The sequence below is a fragment of the uncultured Algoriphagus sp. genome (assembly GCF_963974365.1).
GTDB lineage: Bacteria > Bacteroidota > Bacteroidia > Cytophagales > Cyclobacteriaceae > Algoriphagus.
The window spans coordinates 105,442-121,361 of record NZ_CAXBBX010000009.1; the positions used below are offsets into that span (position 1 = coordinate 105,442).

Sequence of the window (15,920 nt, forward strand, 5' to 3'; positions counted from 1 at the left end):
CAGTTAAAATCCAATATTAAGACCGAGAGAGACTGTTTTGGATTGGGGTGCAGAATAGAAGTCATTTCCAATCTGGATATTACCTCCCAAATAATCTGCACTTACTTCTGGATCCCATCCCTTGTAGTCCGTAAACGTCAATAAGTTCTGTCCTGTGAAGAAAATTCTCAAACTAGAAAGCTTCACTTTTGACAAAAGCTTAGAATTAAATGAGTAACCTACATTCAGGGTCTTAAATCTTATGTAAGACCCATCCGAAAGATATCTACTGGAAGCTGAGCAACCATTACATTCGCCCAGTCTCGCCTGGGGGATAGTAGTTATATCACCAGGGTTTTGCCATCTGGCTAGCTGATCCGCAGTAGAATTATCAAACCAATCACCATTAGCAGCAAAGAATCCTCCGCCACCATCAAATATCTCATTTCCAAAAACTCCTTGAAATAAGAACATTAGATCAAATCCTTTGAATTTAAACGAGTTGGTAATACCTGCAATAAAATCAGGATTAGGATCTCCGACCACTACACGCTCTGCTTCATTATAATTTGAAGTAGTTTCTGTTTGCTCCTCATTGGAATAATAAAGTGCATCGCCATTGGAGGGGTCTACCCCTGCATATGCTGCCCCATAAAACACCCCTAAAGGCTCTCCAATGATAACAGCATTTAGAAATCTAGAGGAAGAAGGAGGAATCGACAATTGCCCTGGAGCTAACTCTTTTACTTCGTTGACATTTTTGGCAAAATTCACTGAAGTGCTCCAAGTGAAGTCTGGCTTGGCGATATTTATTGAATTCAATACAATCTCTACCCCCTGATTTTGCATCTTACCAATATTGGTCAGCTGGGTATTAAATCCTGAAGTCGCCGGAACAGGAACATTCAGCAAAAGATCAGATGTATTCTTATTGTAGTAATCGATCTCGCCTGTAATTCGGTCATTATAAAGCCCAAATTCTATCCCAATATCTACCTGCAAGGTATTCTCCCAAGTTAAATCAGGGTTAGGAATTTGAGTAGGCACTAGTCCTGGTACTAATCCATATGAGGCCGATCCGTAAAGACCCAAATGCTCAAAGTTTCCTATTTCCGCATTTCCAGTAAGTCCATAAGAGCCTCTCAGTTTAAGTAGGCTAAGTGTATTATTCCCTTTTAAAAACCCTTCCTCAGTCAGAATCCATCCAACAGAAACTGCTGGGAAAAACCCATATCTATTGTTAGGCCCAAAACGTGATGAACCATCCACTCGAGCACTTAGGGTTGCCAGGTACTTCTCCCCATACTTATAATTTACTCTCGCAAAATAAGATAGGAATGAAAAATTCGTGACAGATGAAGACCCTCCAGTGATTTCTGCCGCTGAAGCTAGGGTTTTGAGATCATCCAGTGGAAATTCTTGACCTTCTACGAAAGTATTATTCTGATCCGAACGCTGGAAAGACATACCCAGCACTGCTTCTAAATTGTGAACACCTCCAAAAACCTTATTATAAGTGAAGAAGTTGTTCGTGTTGTAGTTCACTATGCGAGTCCATCTAGACAGCCCATATCCATTTGTGGACAACCCTGTGTTAGTTCTCGACCCAAAAAACTGCTCTTCGTTCTGGTTAAATATGTCAATACCAAACTCAGAACGGAATTTTAAGTCAGAGAAAAACTTGTACTCACCAAAAACATTTGTCAGATTTCTAAAAGATACATTTAGCCAGTCGGCATTTTCCGAATCAATAAGGTTATTATAATAAGTAGTCGTCGGACGATCATATAAAACCCCTTCTTGATCTCTAATTGGAGTAATTGGAGCCATCGCCACCAATTGAATGGGGTTATTAAAGGCATTATCATTGGACAACCTATTATTCTCTGTGCGGCTCAAACCAAAATTTGCTCCAATCAGGAATTTTTCAGAAACTGAGTGATCAAGGTTCAATCTCGCAGAAATTCTTTCAAAATCATTTCTGATCAAAATACCTGTTTGCTGATCATATGCCCCACTTAAAAAAAATCTTGTTTTTTCATCCCCACCAGAAGCAGAAAAGTTTACGCTAAAAGTACCAGCATCATCATTGAAGGCCTGATCCTGCCAATCTGTGTCTATTTCACCAGTTCTCCAATCGGCATATCCAGAGTATCGATCAAGTCTACTTTCTACAAACTGCAAGTCAGACCCATCGTAGTCATCAGGATTATTAATAGGATCGATGTCATAAATCTGAAGATCATTGTTATACGCCCCTTCTCTCATCAATTCTATATACTGAGCTGAGTTCAAGAAATCTCGAGTTCTAGTAGGGCTTGATATACCTCTCTGAATCCCCACATTGAATTTTGTTTTTCCTTTGGAACCTGTTTTAGTCGTGATAATCACCACCCCGTTTGCACCTCTTGCTCCGTAGATAGCGGAAGCAGACGCATCCTTCAACACCTCCAATGACTCTATATCATTAAAGTTGATATCTGCCATCGGATTGTAATAGCCAAGTGCACCGCCTGTAGTCACAGGTACTCCGTCTATTACATATAGAGGATCATTGCCCCCAGAGATAGAGGTAGTACCACGTACTCTAATCTTAACCCCTTCACCAAGTTTGCCGCTGGAAGACTGCACAAATACACCAGCCATCCTTCCTTGCAAGGCATCCTGAAAATTAACTACAGGAACAGTCGCCAAATCTTCACCTTTGACATTGGAAATATTCCCAGTCAAATCGCCTTTAGTAGTACTACCATAGCCTACTACCAATACTTCCCCCAAAACCTTTGCATCTGCACTTAAGGTAATATCGACTACCGACTGTTCGCCCACCACATACTCCTGCGACAGGTAGCCCACAAATGAAAAAACTAGGGTCTCACCTGCATTAACTGGTATAGAATATTTTCCATCTAAATCTGAAATTACACCACGGGAAGCCCCCTTAACAAGAACATTAACTCCAGGCAAGCCGAGCCCGTCCTCTTCAGAAATTACCGTTCCGGTAATCGTTCGTTGTTGTGCTGAAGCCTCAAAACCGAGGACTGTAGTCAGCAGTAAAACAACACACAGTAAAGCTTTTTTCATATGTATTTGATTTGGTTCATACATAAAGAAAATCTCTTTAATGTGAAATTCAAAATGAAGGGAGACAGCCTAATTAGCCAAGAATAATGCAATTTTTTCTTTATAAATTATTGTTAAAAAAAGATAGAGTAAGATTCATTCTAACAAAAAGCAATAATGACAAAATATCAGTACATTTCTTACATTATTGGCAATAATTCTGCTAAGTACGCACTACCATTTAAAAATTTCGTCCTTTCTTATTCCATATCTTAAATCGCGTGCGAAAAAGACATAAATCCAGAACAAACAGAATATTATATCAAATTAACAGAGTTAAAAATAATTTAATAAAAATTGAAATTACTTCAATAAAATCTAATACTGGTTAAATAAATCACAGATACTCTAATTTAATTTGACAAAAAATCAAATGATGGTTAAAATATGACTCTTGATTTTAAAACTGAATGTAGAATCTAAAAAATAAGGTTATAAAAACTCCAAAAACGTCGTTAAATGGTAATAGAATATTATTTTGAAACCCTCTAAATTAATTACATTTAAAGTCAAGCAAAAAACTGTATTTATCACAGCCAAAATAGTGTTTTACGTACATGCGCTAATCCGCCAAAAAACTTGAGCTTTTCTAGCCTTCTTTGATCAGAAATAAAGAAGAATAATGTTCATCGTTGGTCATGGGTACAACCAACAAACATTAACAAAAAAAAAAAAAATTACCCCACCACTATTTGCCCCTTATTACAAAGAATACCTCAGCGTAAAGGCCGCTTCATCCTCCCAAAACTTCGTGAAGTCAGTAAAATTGTAAGCGGGTTTCCAATACAAACCCACATAGAAGTTGCTTTTATTGATATTGTATTCTAAACCAGCAATCGCATCTATTCCAAATACATTGTAGTCCTGGTCAATTTTATAAACCCACGGAGGCTCTCCCTTTCCATCTTTCCACATCCCATAATGCGCACCACCACCCACATACCACTCCAATCCTCTGAACTCCCTGATGTCCTTGTGATGCTCATAAAGTGCTGCAGCTACCCAACCTTTCCACCTTCTATAAACCAAAAGGTCAACTGCTCCTTGCTGGGAAATAAATTGTTTAACAGTTCCACCTATGTTAGTACCGCCTGTAATCCCGATCATCGTATTATAATCCCTGAGCTGCGCCTTGGATTCTATGATGAAGGAAAACATTAGAATTAACACAGCAAATGCCGTAAGTGAAGTATATCGCATGTAATACATTTATTTAAACAAGATCAAAAAGTAATGATATTTTCTGGCGTAATGCAATAATCCAGTGGGATATCATGAATTTCTGCGGGAATCCTAAGCTCAGGAGGGAATATGCTCAGACCTATCTTCAGAACTGACGGCTTCAAGCCCGTAAGTAATACATCGTAATATCCCTTGCCAAATCCGATCCTATTGCCCCTTTGATCAAATGCCAATAATGGGACAAAAACCACCTCAATCGACTCGCTACCTACTACTTCAAACTCTAGCGGGATTGGAATCCCCCATTTATCCTTTTTAAATCTTGTATTTGACCTTAATAGCAAGGTTTGCAATTCCAATGAATCATCTATGACTCGTGAAGTGTAAATAAAACTTTCCCTTGTATCTAGGTAGTCTTTTATTGGATAGGTATTAATCTCGCGTTGTTTTGAGATTGGAAAAAATAAATGAAAGTTTCGGAGCTCGTTTTTATCCTTCAAAAAAGTAATGACATTAGATGACACCAGTAGAGATTTCTCCTCAAGCTCTTCATCTGAAAGAGCCGCACGAAGCTCTTTATAAAAAGTTCTTAGCTGATGCTTATCAAGATTCATTTGTCAATACCATCATTCTGAAATCCAGCGGATCGAAGCAATCCAACAGCTCAGAGATCAAATCTGGATTTGCAAGATAAAACTGCATCATATTTACCACCCGCTCCTGTGGGCTACCTCCTGGCTTCACTAGCTCCTGAATACAACAGGCACGCTCAATCTGTGTATGCAAACGACGTTCCTCTGCTTTACGCAGCTTTCTGGCCATTTGATCAATGATCTTCAATGATCTCACTTTCCCAGCTTCGAATGCATTTTCCAAGGTCTTCTCCAAATGCGCAGCTTCCTTACCTTTTGCATCAAAAAGCGCAGAGATTACTTCCTTTTGCTTTTCTAGCTCTATATCCATACTTGCTTCTGTCTTCACAAAAGTCTTTTTCCAGTGCTCCACGTCCACAAATAAATCCTCAATAGTCCAATTCAATTGTTGCATTTTGCGCTGTACTTTTTCGTTTGCGAGCAAAGCGAAATTCCGAGGTAGTAAGACAGGAAAAGGAGTTTTAAAATGATCGAAAACACGCTTTAGCTGAAGCCAATAAACCACTTCAGCTGGACCTCCCAAATAAGCCAGATTTGGCAGGATGACTTCCTGATAAAGCGGACGCAAGACTACATTCGGACTAAATCGCTCTGGATTTGACTTTACCAAAGCCTCCATTTCTTCATCAGAAAATCGCAATTCGGTATTTACCACACCAAATCCAGAATCCATCTTTTCAATCCGCTCCCGAATCCCTTTGTCCAGGAAGAAGAAATTCACTTCCCGCGGGAAGATCTGACTGCTATATCCCAATTCCTCCAATGCCTCAGTCGCTTCAGTTGCCTTTACAAAAGGCCTGTGTTTGAACAAATCAGAAAGTATCACGTCTGTAAATTCCCGCTTCAAACTCGCATCATCTCCATCCACAATCACCAAACCTTCCTCGCCAAAAAGTGAATTCACATACTTGCGGACTGCCTCCGCCAGCGTTTTAGATGAAGTATATGCATCTACAAATACCTGCGGAGCAAAGGATACAGATTTAAGAAATTCCTTAAAACTCTTATCAAGTTCAAAATCGCCAACAGCACCAGTCTGATCAGAATTCCACTGATATTTCTTGCCGTCAAGTTTGAAATAATTGATTTCGTCAAAATCATGGTCCTCAGTGGCCATCCAATAAACAGGCACAAATTTGTATTCCGGATAAGTCTCTGCTAATTTCTTAGCAAGATTAATCGTGGAAACGATCTTGTAAATAAAGTAAAGTGGACCAGTGAACAAATTCAACTGGTGTCCAGTAGTCACAGTAAATGTGCCGGCTGAAGCTAATGCTTTAATATTGGAAGAAACAGCATAACTCACCTCCTGATTCGCATATTGACTATGCAGCGCTTCTACCAGCACTTTGCGATTTTCATCTGAAAAAGTCTTTTGCGCTATTGCCTCTTTGAAACTCTCCAGCTTAGGAGCGTGAGCATAAAAAGGATGTAATTCTTTTTTCCCTCCGATATAATCCAAAAAAAATTGTGAAAACTGTCCAGTCTCGTGAAGTTCTACGCAATGTTTTTTCATAAGGGAATTGAGCTGAGGGTTATTTTGGAAAACTAACTTAGGCAATCATTCCAAAGTTCGTTTTTTTTTCGAAAAAATCAGGAATGCTTACACCAAAGGGACTGTTTCTGGTTAAACTCAGGTTTCATCGCTAAGGTTTACTTAAAATCTATCCAGCTGATTAGCCAGAATTGCCAATTATCTTAGCTTTGCAAGCTACAATTATGCTACCCTACACAAGATTTTTCCTAGAAAACGGATTAGAAGTGATCGTCCACGAGGATCACGGCAGCAAAATCGCCGTTTTCAACCTCTTATATAAAGTCGGATCCCGAAATGAAAAACTCGGCAAAACCGGACTTGCCCATTTCTTCGAACATTTAATGTTCGGCAGTTCTGCGAATGTTCCTGTATTCGATCGCGAACTCGAGCGTGTCGGTGGTGCCTGTAATGCATTTACCAGTCCTGACATTACGAACTATTACATCACGATTCCTGCCGCAAATCTGGAGACAGCATTTTGGCTGGAATCTGACCGTATGCTACAATTGACGCTGAGCGAGAAAACAATCGAAACTCAGCGGAAAGTAGTGATGGAGGAATACAAGCAGCGCTACCTCAATCAGCCTTATGGTGATGTATTTCACCATTTGCGAGACCTTGCCTATACAACACACCCCTATAGATGGCCAACCATTGGCCAAAATCTAAACGATATCATCAACTATACCCAAGAGGATGTTTGGGATTTTTATCAGGCGAATTATAGACCGGACAATGCTGTCCTCGTCGTCGCTGGAGCAGTGACTGAAGCGGAGGTAAAGCGCTTGGCCAAGAAGTGGTTTGAAACGATTCCAAATCTTTCAAAATCCAACCACCAAATACCAGTTGAACCTGCTCAGCTCGCCAAAAGAACCAAACTAGTAGAAGCTGACGTCCCAACAGACGCATTGTACAAAGCCTATAAAATGCCAGCCAAACTTGCCGATGGGTATCTGGAAGCTGATTTGATTACAGACATTATTGGATTTGGGAAGTCCTCACTCCTTGAGCAAACCCTGGTAAAAAATGGAAAACTTTTCGCCGCAGTAGGAGCTTATGTATTAGGTTCGGTAGATCCTGGTTTACTTATTTTCTCCGGAAAAATGGAAAGTGGAGTTTCCGCCGAAGAAGCAGAACAGGGGCTGGATGAAGTGGTTTCAAAATTTCTAAACTCTGAAATATCTGAACACGCATTACAAAAAGTAAAGAACCAAGGTGAAGCAATGAAAACCTACGAGTCAATTCAAGTACTTAATCGGGCAATGAATTTGGCTAATTATGCGCAGCTTGGTAATCCGGACCTGTATTACGAGGAATTCGAAAATAAATCAAACATAAAAGGGGAGGAAATCATGACTTGGGCGAACCGCTTGATCCGTGAAGAGAACTCCTCTGTCTTATATTATAAATCTGTACCTGCATGAACAAATTCAGAATAGGTTTCGGCTACGATGTCCACCAACTAAAAGAGGGCTACGACTTCTGGCTTGGAGGAATAAAATTAGAACATGAAAAGGGTGCCGTTGGTCATTCTGATGCGGATGTGTTGATCCATGTGATTTGTGATGCGCTCTTAGGAGCTGCGAATCTGCGGGATATTGGCTACCACTTTTCCGATCAGGACCCGAAATTCAAAGGAATAGACAGTAAGATTCTGCTTTCTAAAGTAATGATACTACTCCGTGAAGCTGGCTACGAAGTGGGCAACTTAGATACCACAATTTGCCTTCAACTTCCAAAAGTAAATCCACATATCCCGACAATGAAGAAGTGCCTATCAGAAGTGATGAACGTTTCTGAAAATGACATTTCTATCAAAGCTACCACAACTGAGAAATTGGGTTTTGTAGGGAGACAAGAAGGTGTGTCGGCTTATTGTACTGCTTTAATCTATTCTGTATGAGTGACAACTTGAAAATCATCACCACAGAGGACGGGTCGCACTCCCTCTACAATGAATCATTAAAAGAAACCTACCACAGCTTCCACGGAGCATTCAAGGAATCCATTCACGTATTTATGTTGTACGGATTGGACTCTTGGATCGTCAATAACCCAACTAAAAAACCTCTCCGCGTTTTTGAGGTAGGGTTTGGTACCGGCTTGAATGCCTGGCTAACGCTCGTTTGGGCGGAGCAAAATCAGATCCCTGTACTCTATCACAGCATTGAACCATTTCCACTACCTGAGGATATTTATTCTCAATTAAATTACGGTGATATGGATGATGCGATTTTTCATTACAAGCCGTATTTGCAGCGTTTACACAAAGCTGATTGGGATAAGGGAGTAGTCCTTTCGGAATATTTCAATATGAAAAAAGAGAAAACTACGCTGGAGGAGGTGGTACTTTACCCAACTGACGTGGTGTTCTACGATGCGTTTGCACCAAGTAAACAACCTGAAATGTGGTCAAAGGAAGCTCTCAGCAAGGTTTGTGAGTCTTTGAATCCGGGCGGAATATTTACGACCTATTGTGCCACTGGCCAGCTCAAAAGAGACTTGAAAGATTTAGGACTTGAGGTAGAAACTTTACCAGGACCTCCCGGAAAAAAAGAAATGACACGAGGCTGGAAAAAATAAATAGCCAACTGGAATGCAGTTTGGATAGAAATCCGGAAAAACCACCAACCCCTATTCATATGAAAACTGCAATTTTTACTTGGCTATTTTTATTACCAATTCAGATCTACGCTAGCAATGCTACGTCCACATTATTGACAGAGCGAGAGTCCATGATTCAGCAGTTAAAAGCAGAATCAAATGAAAGCTCAGTCGTATTTGGGTTAGAAATCCCCGCTAAACCAACAGTTAATTATGCACTGGTAATGCGAATCATTGAAAAGGATAATGCGATTATTCAAAAGCTGAAACTTCATAACCGAATAGATGAGGCTTCAATTCTTTCTGAAAATGAAACCTATAAAGCAATCACACTTTCACAGGAACAAGATATTCAAAAGCTAAAAAGTGCTCTAGCGCAGAAAACTGAGCAAATAAAAAGTCAAGAATTTACGTCTTGGAAGTATGAATCAGCAATTCTCATATTCTCCTTGGGCATGGCAGTGTTCGCTTTCCTTTATATTCGCACCAAAGTGAATTTTTCACTCCCTGATTCGTTAATATTAAGTCCATTAATATCTCAAGAAAAATGATTCTGATAGTACTCCTTACTTTTCTAAATGCATTCACACCTCAGTTCACTGAAGCAGGCCAAGCTAAATTGGAAAAAATGGTTCAGGACCGAGATGCCCTGACCCAGCAATGGAAAGAATCGGAAAGTAAAAAGTCAGGAATTTTTGGTAATCGCACCAAAAAAGATATGATCGAAACAAATGATTGGCTTGAGCGCATCATCGCAAAAGATAATCTGATCATGGATGAACTGCGAATGATTGGGGATATTGAAACAACTACAGCCACTCAAACTGGCGAGGACTACAAAGCCATCGCTTTCAAGCAGGAAAAGGATGTGCAGGCGTTAAAAAGAGCGGTTGCAGAAAGAGAAAAGTCCATAGAAAAAATGCTCTCTGCCCGCAGAACATTTGAATGGACTACCACTATATTTTTTATGAGTACCCTCGGGCTGGGATATTGGGTTTACATCAGTAAAAAGAGGCGTTAATCCACTCGAATGAAGGTCTGTGCAGGAAACTCTATACAGTCATTAGTTGAGCTGACTGCCCAGCAATCTTCCTGAAAAGTAAACTGGCGCAAATCACTCGAAAAGGTCAATTTGCCTTTTGGTATCCTGAAAAAGTCAACTATGCCTGGTTTTAAATCTTTTTTAGGAACGTATAATGGATCATCATCCCTACCTCCAAAATGAAATAACCCATCATCATAATAATATTGAAAAATATCTCCATCGAAATTATACCAAGCAGTAGATATCAATCTGTAGCCTAAATCCTCTCCGATTTCAGTTTCTCTTACAGTAGAGGCAACATCAAAAAGACTGTCATTTCTAAACTGGTAAGTATTTACAAACCATACCTCTAAGGAGTCTACATAATTTCGATTTTCCCAAGTACCAAATAAGGCAGATCTTGGTTCTTCAACGTCAGTGCAACTATAAAGTGATATAGCAAAACTAGTTAGAATAAGTAAGGTTAAGTATCTCATAGTAGAAAAATTGGAGTTATAAATCCTTAACGAACTAAAGTCTTTAATCGCTACAAATTTCAAACTAATTCAAAAGTATTTTTCTTAACAGCGAAATTGCTTATGCCAGCCTGGCAATTGGAGTCTTCCCTCCTTTAGTTTTCTCTTCTAATCCCACTAAGATCTCAGCATCCAGTGGAAGATAAATATCCACTCGTGAGCCAAATTTAATAAACCCAAATTCTCCGCCTGCAGCAAGTTCTGAACCTGGCTTTACATACCATTTTATTCTTCTAGCTAGAGCTCCAGCTACCTGTCTTACCATAAGCTTTGTGCCATTTTCATGGGTCACTACCATAGAAGTTCGCTCATTTTCAGTGCTTGATTTTGGATGCCAAGCTACGAGATATTTCCCCGGATGATACTGGAAAAACTCCACAATACCCTTAATCGGAGATCGGGTGATATGCACATTGATTGGAGACATGAAGATCGACACCTGCCTGCGATTCTCTTTCAAATATTCATCTTCAAATGCTTCTTCAATCACTACCACTTTCCCATCAACAGGAGCATAGACCAGGCTTTCATCGGTTGGCAATTGGATGATGGGACTACGGAAAAACTGGAGGATAATTAGATAAAGCACTATACTTCCTAAAACAGCAACATTAGAAAGCACTCTAGCATCTGGCATAAAGTAGATGATCAAATAATTCCCGGCAACTAAAATAATTAGTAGCCAAAATAACAAAACTCGTCCTTCGCGGTGTATGGTCATATGCTTATAAACTAAAAGGCGCGGGGAAATCCCCCACGCCTCAAAGATAAAATATTCTTTTGAGAGAAGGGTATTAGAATCCTCCTCTAAATGTATATGTCTTCGCTACTTTATCGATTGCAACGATATATGCAGCTATTCTCATTGGTACATCGTACTTCTGGGAAGCTTGATAGACCATTTCAAAGGAATCCTTCATGATACGGTCTGAGCGTCTGTTTACACGGTCAGCAGTCCATTTGTATCCCAATCTATTTTGAACCCATTCGAAATAAGAAACAGTCACACCACCGGCATTTGCCAAGATATCAGGTACTGCCATGATGCCCTTTTCATTAATGATTGCATCAGCTTTTGCCGACGTAGGACCATTTGCACCTTCTACGATGAGCTTGGCTTTAATGTCGTTTACATTGTGAATAGTGATCACATCTTCTACAGCAGCAGGAACTAACACGTCCACTTCCAATGTAAGCAAATCACCGGCATCCAGCATTTTCTCCCCGCCTTTGAAGCCTTCCAGGTTATTGTTATTAGAATCGCGATAAGCGATGGCCTCTACAATATTGATCCCATTTTCATTATAAAAAGCACCCGTATGGTCAGAGATTGCTACGATTTTCAACCCTCTTTCTTCCAACAATCTAGCTGCCCATGAACCCACATTTCCAAAGCCTTGAACAGCGCATGTCGCTTGGAATGGATTAATTTTCAATTTTTGCATAGCTGCCAAAGCAGTCACCATCACTCCACGGCCTGTCGCCTCAGTTCTTCCCAATGAACCTCCCAAAACTAGAGGCTTACCAGTTACAACCGAACTTACTGTCATCCCTTTTGCTTTGGAATACTCATCCATTAGCCAAGCCATTTCTCGGGGACCAGTTCCCATATCCGGCGCTGGAATATCCTTGTCCGGACCGAAAACATCAATCATAGCCATGGTATAAGCTCTGACAAGACGTTCGATTTCACCCTTAGACATTTCTCTAGGATTACATCTCACACCGCCTTTGCCTCCACCGTATGGAATGTCCACTACGGCACATTTCCAAGTCATCCAAGCTGCTAAAGCACGCACCTCGTCGATGTGTACATCGGGAGCGAAGCGGATACCGCCTTTTGCTGGGCCAAGAATATTTGAGTGAATTACTCGTATCCCTTCGAAGACCTGAATTTTCCCATTGTCCATGGTGATAGGTAAGGATACGATAACTTGTTTGGCTGGATTTTTCAGAACATTGTACACCTCGTCGGAGAGGCCTAGCTTTTCAGCGGCAATGTTGAATCTTTCCATCATTGACTCCAGAGGATTTTCTTTGTCCTTAATCGGAGCCGGTTCAATGTAAGCCATATTCGGGTTTGATTTAGTTATTCAAATGCGGTGCAATATTAAGCAGATTTTCAATCAAGAGGGCTTCAAATTAGAAGATTTTCAAAAAGGCAGTGATAAATGGGGCCGAAAGTAACAATCCGTCAAAACGATCCATAAATCCCCCATGACCAGGAAGCCCTTTTCCTGAGTCCTTGATCTCTATAGATCGCTTGAAAAGCGACTCAATCAGATCCCCATAGGTGCCTGCAATAATGATAATCCCAGCTATGACTAGCCACTTCCAATCATCAATAACGTGGAAATACCGCGTTAAGATGAAAGCAACTCCTATTGCTGAAAATGCGCCACCCAAAAATCCCTCCCAGGATTTCTTCGGTGAGACACGCTCGAATAACTTAGTCTTACCAAATTTTGTTCCCGCAAAGTATGCTCCCGTATCACTTGCCCAAAGAATCAATAGGCAGCCAATAATGATCTCATAATTATAGGTAGCATCCACTGAGAATACTGCAAGATTTAGCAGTGAAAACGGTACAGCGACATAGAAAAGACCCAAAAAAGTATAGGCTACACCAGTGAAAGGTTTTTTGTCAGTTTTACGATAAAGCTTTATAAAAAAGGTGAGTGAGACAATAGGGAAGATCAGAAAGAAATAGTTACTGGAAAGATGCTCTTGCTCAACCAAAAAGGTTAAACAAAAAATCATCAGGCCTAGAAATGTCCCAAAACTCTTCAACGGCAGCATTCCATCTAGCCCACTGAGTTTATAAAACTCCATTTGGGAAAAACCAAGAATTCCTGCAAACACCAAAAAATAAGTATATTCGGAATAGATGCATCCACCCACTATCACCAATGCTCCAAACAATCCTGTAATGGCTCTTTGACCTAGATTACTGTAATTATTGATACTAAAACGTGATCTCATTCTGGATTAGGTTATTCGCCGGTATCATATTTTCTCGCTGTACATGTACCTCGTAGTTTCCGAAAATCTGATAGACCGTTTCCTTTTTATTCAATACGACAGCTTGTATCTGGTGCTCTTCCAATACTCCTTTCACGATTTCAGCTCTCACTTGCTGAGCACTTTCAAATACCTTGATCCAGTTTTCCATTGGGTTTATTTATTTTCTTAAAGTAATAGATTCCAGCCACAAGAACCAATAATCCTATAATAGCAGCAGGATATGACACCGTGTCTGTTGACTCCATATCAAAATCTATCATTCCTTGATTAGCCGCATATACCATCAATACAGTCACCGTATTATTTAAAATATGGGCTAAGATAGGATACGTAAGACTTCCGGAATAATAATAAAGGTAACCAAACATACCTCCTAAAAATAAACGGGGAAGAAACCCGTAAAATTGAAGGTGAATTGCTGAAAAAATAAAAGCCGTCACCCATACACCGGCGTGACCATTCCCTGTATATAAATGCATCTTTGGCTGGATAAGACCTCTGAAAAACATTTCTTCACCTATTCCAGCTAGAATTCCAATGACTAAAATACCCATTAGTAGCTCTGGTATAGTCTGAAAATCGGTGAGGTATTTAGTCATCTCCATTAACTGGGTCTCCATTTCTTGCATCCAAATCTCGAGGCCAGAAAAAGCCTCCGGAAGAACCAATTGAGAGTTCCAATAGACTAACAGCCCATTGAAAAGCATACCTCCTACTGCGATCAGAAAGACCAACCCCGCACCTTTAGCATTAAATCTCGGTAATTGAATTTCCCAATGCAGGTCCGCATTATCTATAAAATGAGTAATCACATAGGCTGCCAGCCAAAAACCAATTCCAGAACCAATTCCTTGAACAAAAAACATGGCCATGCGCCCATTATTAGCGGCATAATCACCTGTCATAAGCCCCATTATCTCTTCTATTGTGATATTAAATAGAAAAGGCGCAACAGCTAAAGCAATTACTTGAAGCACTACTAATACTCCCAAACCCACTAAAACAATGACTACCAGGGACAAAAGCCAACTCTTCCTCTTGGCAATTTCTGATTCCGTTTCGTATATCTCCATAATTGAGGTAAATTTACGCGCAAATTTAAAATAAGAAGTGGTTAAGATAGGAAACTTGGAGTTAGGGGACTTCCCATTGTTGCTTGCACCAATGGAAGATGTGAGCGATCCACCGTTTAGAGCAGTATGCAAAGAGAACGGTGCAGACCTTATGTACACGGAATTTATCAGCTCGGAAGGATTGATTCGTGATGCTGCAAAGAGTGTGGCCAAGCTGGACATTTTCGATTATGAAAAGCCAATTGGCATTCAAATCTTTGGAAATGAGATCGAATCTATGCGTGAAGCAGCAGCAATCGTAGAAGAAGCAAAACCAGACATTCTAGATATCAATTATGGCTGTCCAGTAAACAAAGTTGCATGCAAAGGCGCTGGAGCGGGGATACTTCTTGATATCGATAAAATGGTCTCCATGACTGCGGAGATCGTAAAAGCTGTAAACATTCCAGTTACAGTGAAAACTAGACTCGGCTGGGATCAAAACACCATCCGTATCGTGGAAGTGGCTGAACGTCTCCAAGATGTAGGAATTCAAGCAATCAGCATTCACGCCCGTACCAGAGCTCAAATGTATAAAGGCGAAGCAGATTGGAGTTATTTGAATCTGGTTAAAGACAACCCGCGTCTTCACATTCCTGTTTTCGGAAATGGGGATATAGACACTCCTGAAAAAGCGCAGGAATACAAAAACAAATACAACGTGGACGGCATGATGATCGGTCGTGCATCTATTGGATACCCCTGGATCTTCAATGAAATCAAGCATTTCTTAGCTACTGGAGAAAAGTTAGCTGCTCCTGGATTGGAGGAAAGGATTGCTGTCGCAAAGAAGCATCTGGATTTCTCAGTAGAATGGAAAGGCCCAAAACTTGGGATTCTCGAAATGAGAAGACATTACACCAACTATTTCCGAGGAATGCCAAACTTCAAACAGTATCGTACTGAAATGGTAACAGCAGAAACTTACGAACATGTGTGCGAAATTCTAAATCAAGTTTCTGACGTCTATGCAGATCACGTTTTTTAGGAGAAAGTTGAAAAGTGGTAAGGTTGAAAGGTTCTCTTCAATCTTACCACTTTTCTATTTTTTGTCTCTTAAACTTTTTACCCTCTGACTCTATTTTTCGAAACAAATATTCTTTGGTTTTGCTTCCTTTGCAATGCAGACAATTCTCTGCCAACGCC

At 40.2% G+C, this 15,920-nt stretch carries 16 protein-coding genes; 6 read left to right on the top strand and 10 right to left on the bottom strand.

The window, feature by feature from the left end:
- Window positions 1–3: 3 nt before the first annotated feature.
- From AACZ87_RS13335 to bshC, 4 genes are all read right to left on the bottom strand, one after another.
- Window positions 4–3,063, bottom strand: coding sequence for a TonB-dependent receptor (locus tag AACZ87_RS13335; RefSeq protein WP_339867873.1), 3,060 nt, complete (start codon window positions 3,061–3,063; stop codon window positions 4–6).
- 741 nt (window positions 3,064–3,804) lie between these two features.
- A complete protein-coding gene (locus AACZ87_RS13340; protein ID WP_339867874.1) occupies window positions 3,805–4,302 on the bottom strand; it encodes a hypothetical protein in 498 nt (165 codons plus the stop codon).
- Window positions 4,303–4,325: 23 nt separating this feature from the next.
- The gene (locus tag AACZ87_RS13345) at window positions 4,326–4,898 is read right to left on the bottom strand and encodes a 5-formyltetrahydrofolate cyclo-ligase (RefSeq protein ID WP_339867875.1); all 573 of its coding nucleotides are present in this window, start codon (window positions 4,896–4,898) and stop codon (window positions 4,326–4,328) included.
- The gene (bshC, locus tag AACZ87_RS13350; protein WP_339867876.1) at window positions 4,888–6,453 is read right to left on the bottom strand and encodes a bacillithiol biosynthesis cysteine-adding enzyme BshC; all 1,566 of its coding nucleotides are present in this window, start codon (window positions 6,451–6,453) and stop codon (window positions 4,888–4,890) included. Before bshC ends, AACZ87_RS13345 begins: the two co-directional genes overlap by 11 nt.
- A gap of 203 nt (window positions 6,454–6,656) precedes the next feature.
- On the opposite strand from bshC, the gene AACZ87_RS13355 reads away from it, so the two are divergent.
- Genes AACZ87_RS13355 through AACZ87_RS13375 form a run of 5 tightly spaced genes read left to right on the top strand, consistent with a single transcriptional unit; the run spans window position 6,657 to window position 10,099 of the window.
- Window positions 6,657–7,898, top strand: a complete 1,242-nt coding sequence (locus AACZ87_RS13355; RefSeq protein ID WP_339867878.1) for a pitrilysin family protein — start codon at window positions 6,657–6,659, stop codon at window positions 7,896–7,898.
- Entirely contained in the window at window positions 7,895–8,377 is a 483-nt protein-coding gene (gene ispF, locus AACZ87_RS13360; RefSeq protein ID WP_339867879.1) for a 2-C-methyl-D-erythritol 2,4-cyclodiphosphate synthase, read from the top strand. The genes AACZ87_RS13355 and ispF overlap by 4 nt, the downstream gene beginning before the upstream one ends.
- The gene (gene mnmD / locus AACZ87_RS13365; protein WP_339867880.1) at window positions 8,374–9,057 is read left to right on the top strand and encodes a tRNA (5-methylaminomethyl-2-thiouridine)(34)-methyltransferase MnmD; all 684 of its coding nucleotides are present in this window, start codon (window positions 8,374–8,376) and stop codon (window positions 9,055–9,057) included. Before ispF ends, mnmD begins: the two co-directional genes overlap by 4 nt.
- A gap of 59 nt (window positions 9,058–9,116) precedes the next feature.
- Complete coding sequence (locus AACZ87_RS13370; RefSeq protein ID WP_339867881.1) at window positions 9,117–9,629, top strand: hypothetical protein; 513 nt, start codon at window positions 9,117–9,119, stop codon at window positions 9,627–9,629.
- Window positions 9,626–10,099, top strand: a complete 474-nt coding sequence (locus tag AACZ87_RS13375) for a Clp protease ClpB (RefSeq protein ID WP_339867882.1) — start codon at window positions 9,626–9,628, stop codon at window positions 10,097–10,099. Before AACZ87_RS13370 ends, AACZ87_RS13375 begins: the two co-directional genes overlap by 4 nt.
- Here the strand turns inward: AACZ87_RS13375 and AACZ87_RS13380 are convergent.
- From AACZ87_RS13380 to AACZ87_RS13405, 6 genes are all read right to left on the bottom strand, one after another.
- Window positions 10,096–10,599, bottom strand: a complete 504-nt coding sequence (locus AACZ87_RS13380; protein ID WP_339867884.1) for a hypothetical protein — start codon at window positions 10,597–10,599, stop codon at window positions 10,096–10,098. The two genes, AACZ87_RS13375 and AACZ87_RS13380, sit on opposite strands and share 4 nt — an antisense overlap.
- Window positions 10,600–10,699: 100 nt before the next feature.
- Entirely contained in the window at window positions 10,700–11,359 is a 660-nt protein-coding gene (locus tag AACZ87_RS13385; protein WP_339867885.1) for a phosphatidylserine decarboxylase family protein, read from the bottom strand.
- Window positions 11,360–11,432: 73 nt separating this feature from the next.
- Entirely contained in the window at window positions 11,433–12,710 is a 1,278-nt protein-coding gene (locus tag AACZ87_RS13390) for a Glu/Leu/Phe/Val dehydrogenase (RefSeq protein ID WP_283414714.1), read from the bottom strand.
- A gap of 70 nt (window positions 12,711–12,780) precedes the next feature.
- On the bottom strand, window positions 12,781–13,620 hold the full coding sequence (locus tag AACZ87_RS13395; RefSeq protein ID WP_339867886.1) for a phosphatidate cytidylyltransferase: 840 nt from the start codon (window positions 13,618–13,620) through the stop codon (window positions 12,781–12,783).
- A complete protein-coding gene (locus tag AACZ87_RS13400; protein WP_339867887.1) occupies window positions 13,604–13,810 on the bottom strand; it encodes a DUF2007 domain-containing protein in 207 nt (68 codons plus the stop codon). The genes AACZ87_RS13395 and AACZ87_RS13400 overlap by 17 nt, the downstream gene beginning before the upstream one ends.
- Window positions 13,785–14,735 carry a CPBP family intramembrane glutamic endopeptidase gene (locus AACZ87_RS13405; protein WP_339867888.1) on the bottom strand — a complete coding sequence of 317 codons (951 nt, stop codon included), beginning with the start codon at window positions 14,733–14,735 and terminating at the stop codon, window positions 13,785–13,787. Before AACZ87_RS13405 ends, AACZ87_RS13400 begins: the two co-directional genes overlap by 26 nt.
- Before the next feature lie 37 nt (window positions 14,736–14,772).
- Between AACZ87_RS13405 and dusB the strand changes: the two genes are divergently transcribed.
- Window positions 14,773–15,762: a tRNA dihydrouridine synthase DusB gene (dusB, locus tag AACZ87_RS13410; RefSeq protein WP_339867890.1), complete on the top strand. Its 990-nt coding sequence runs from the start codon at window positions 14,773–14,775 to the stop codon at window positions 15,760–15,762.
- Window positions 15,763–15,920: the final 158 nt, after the last annotated feature.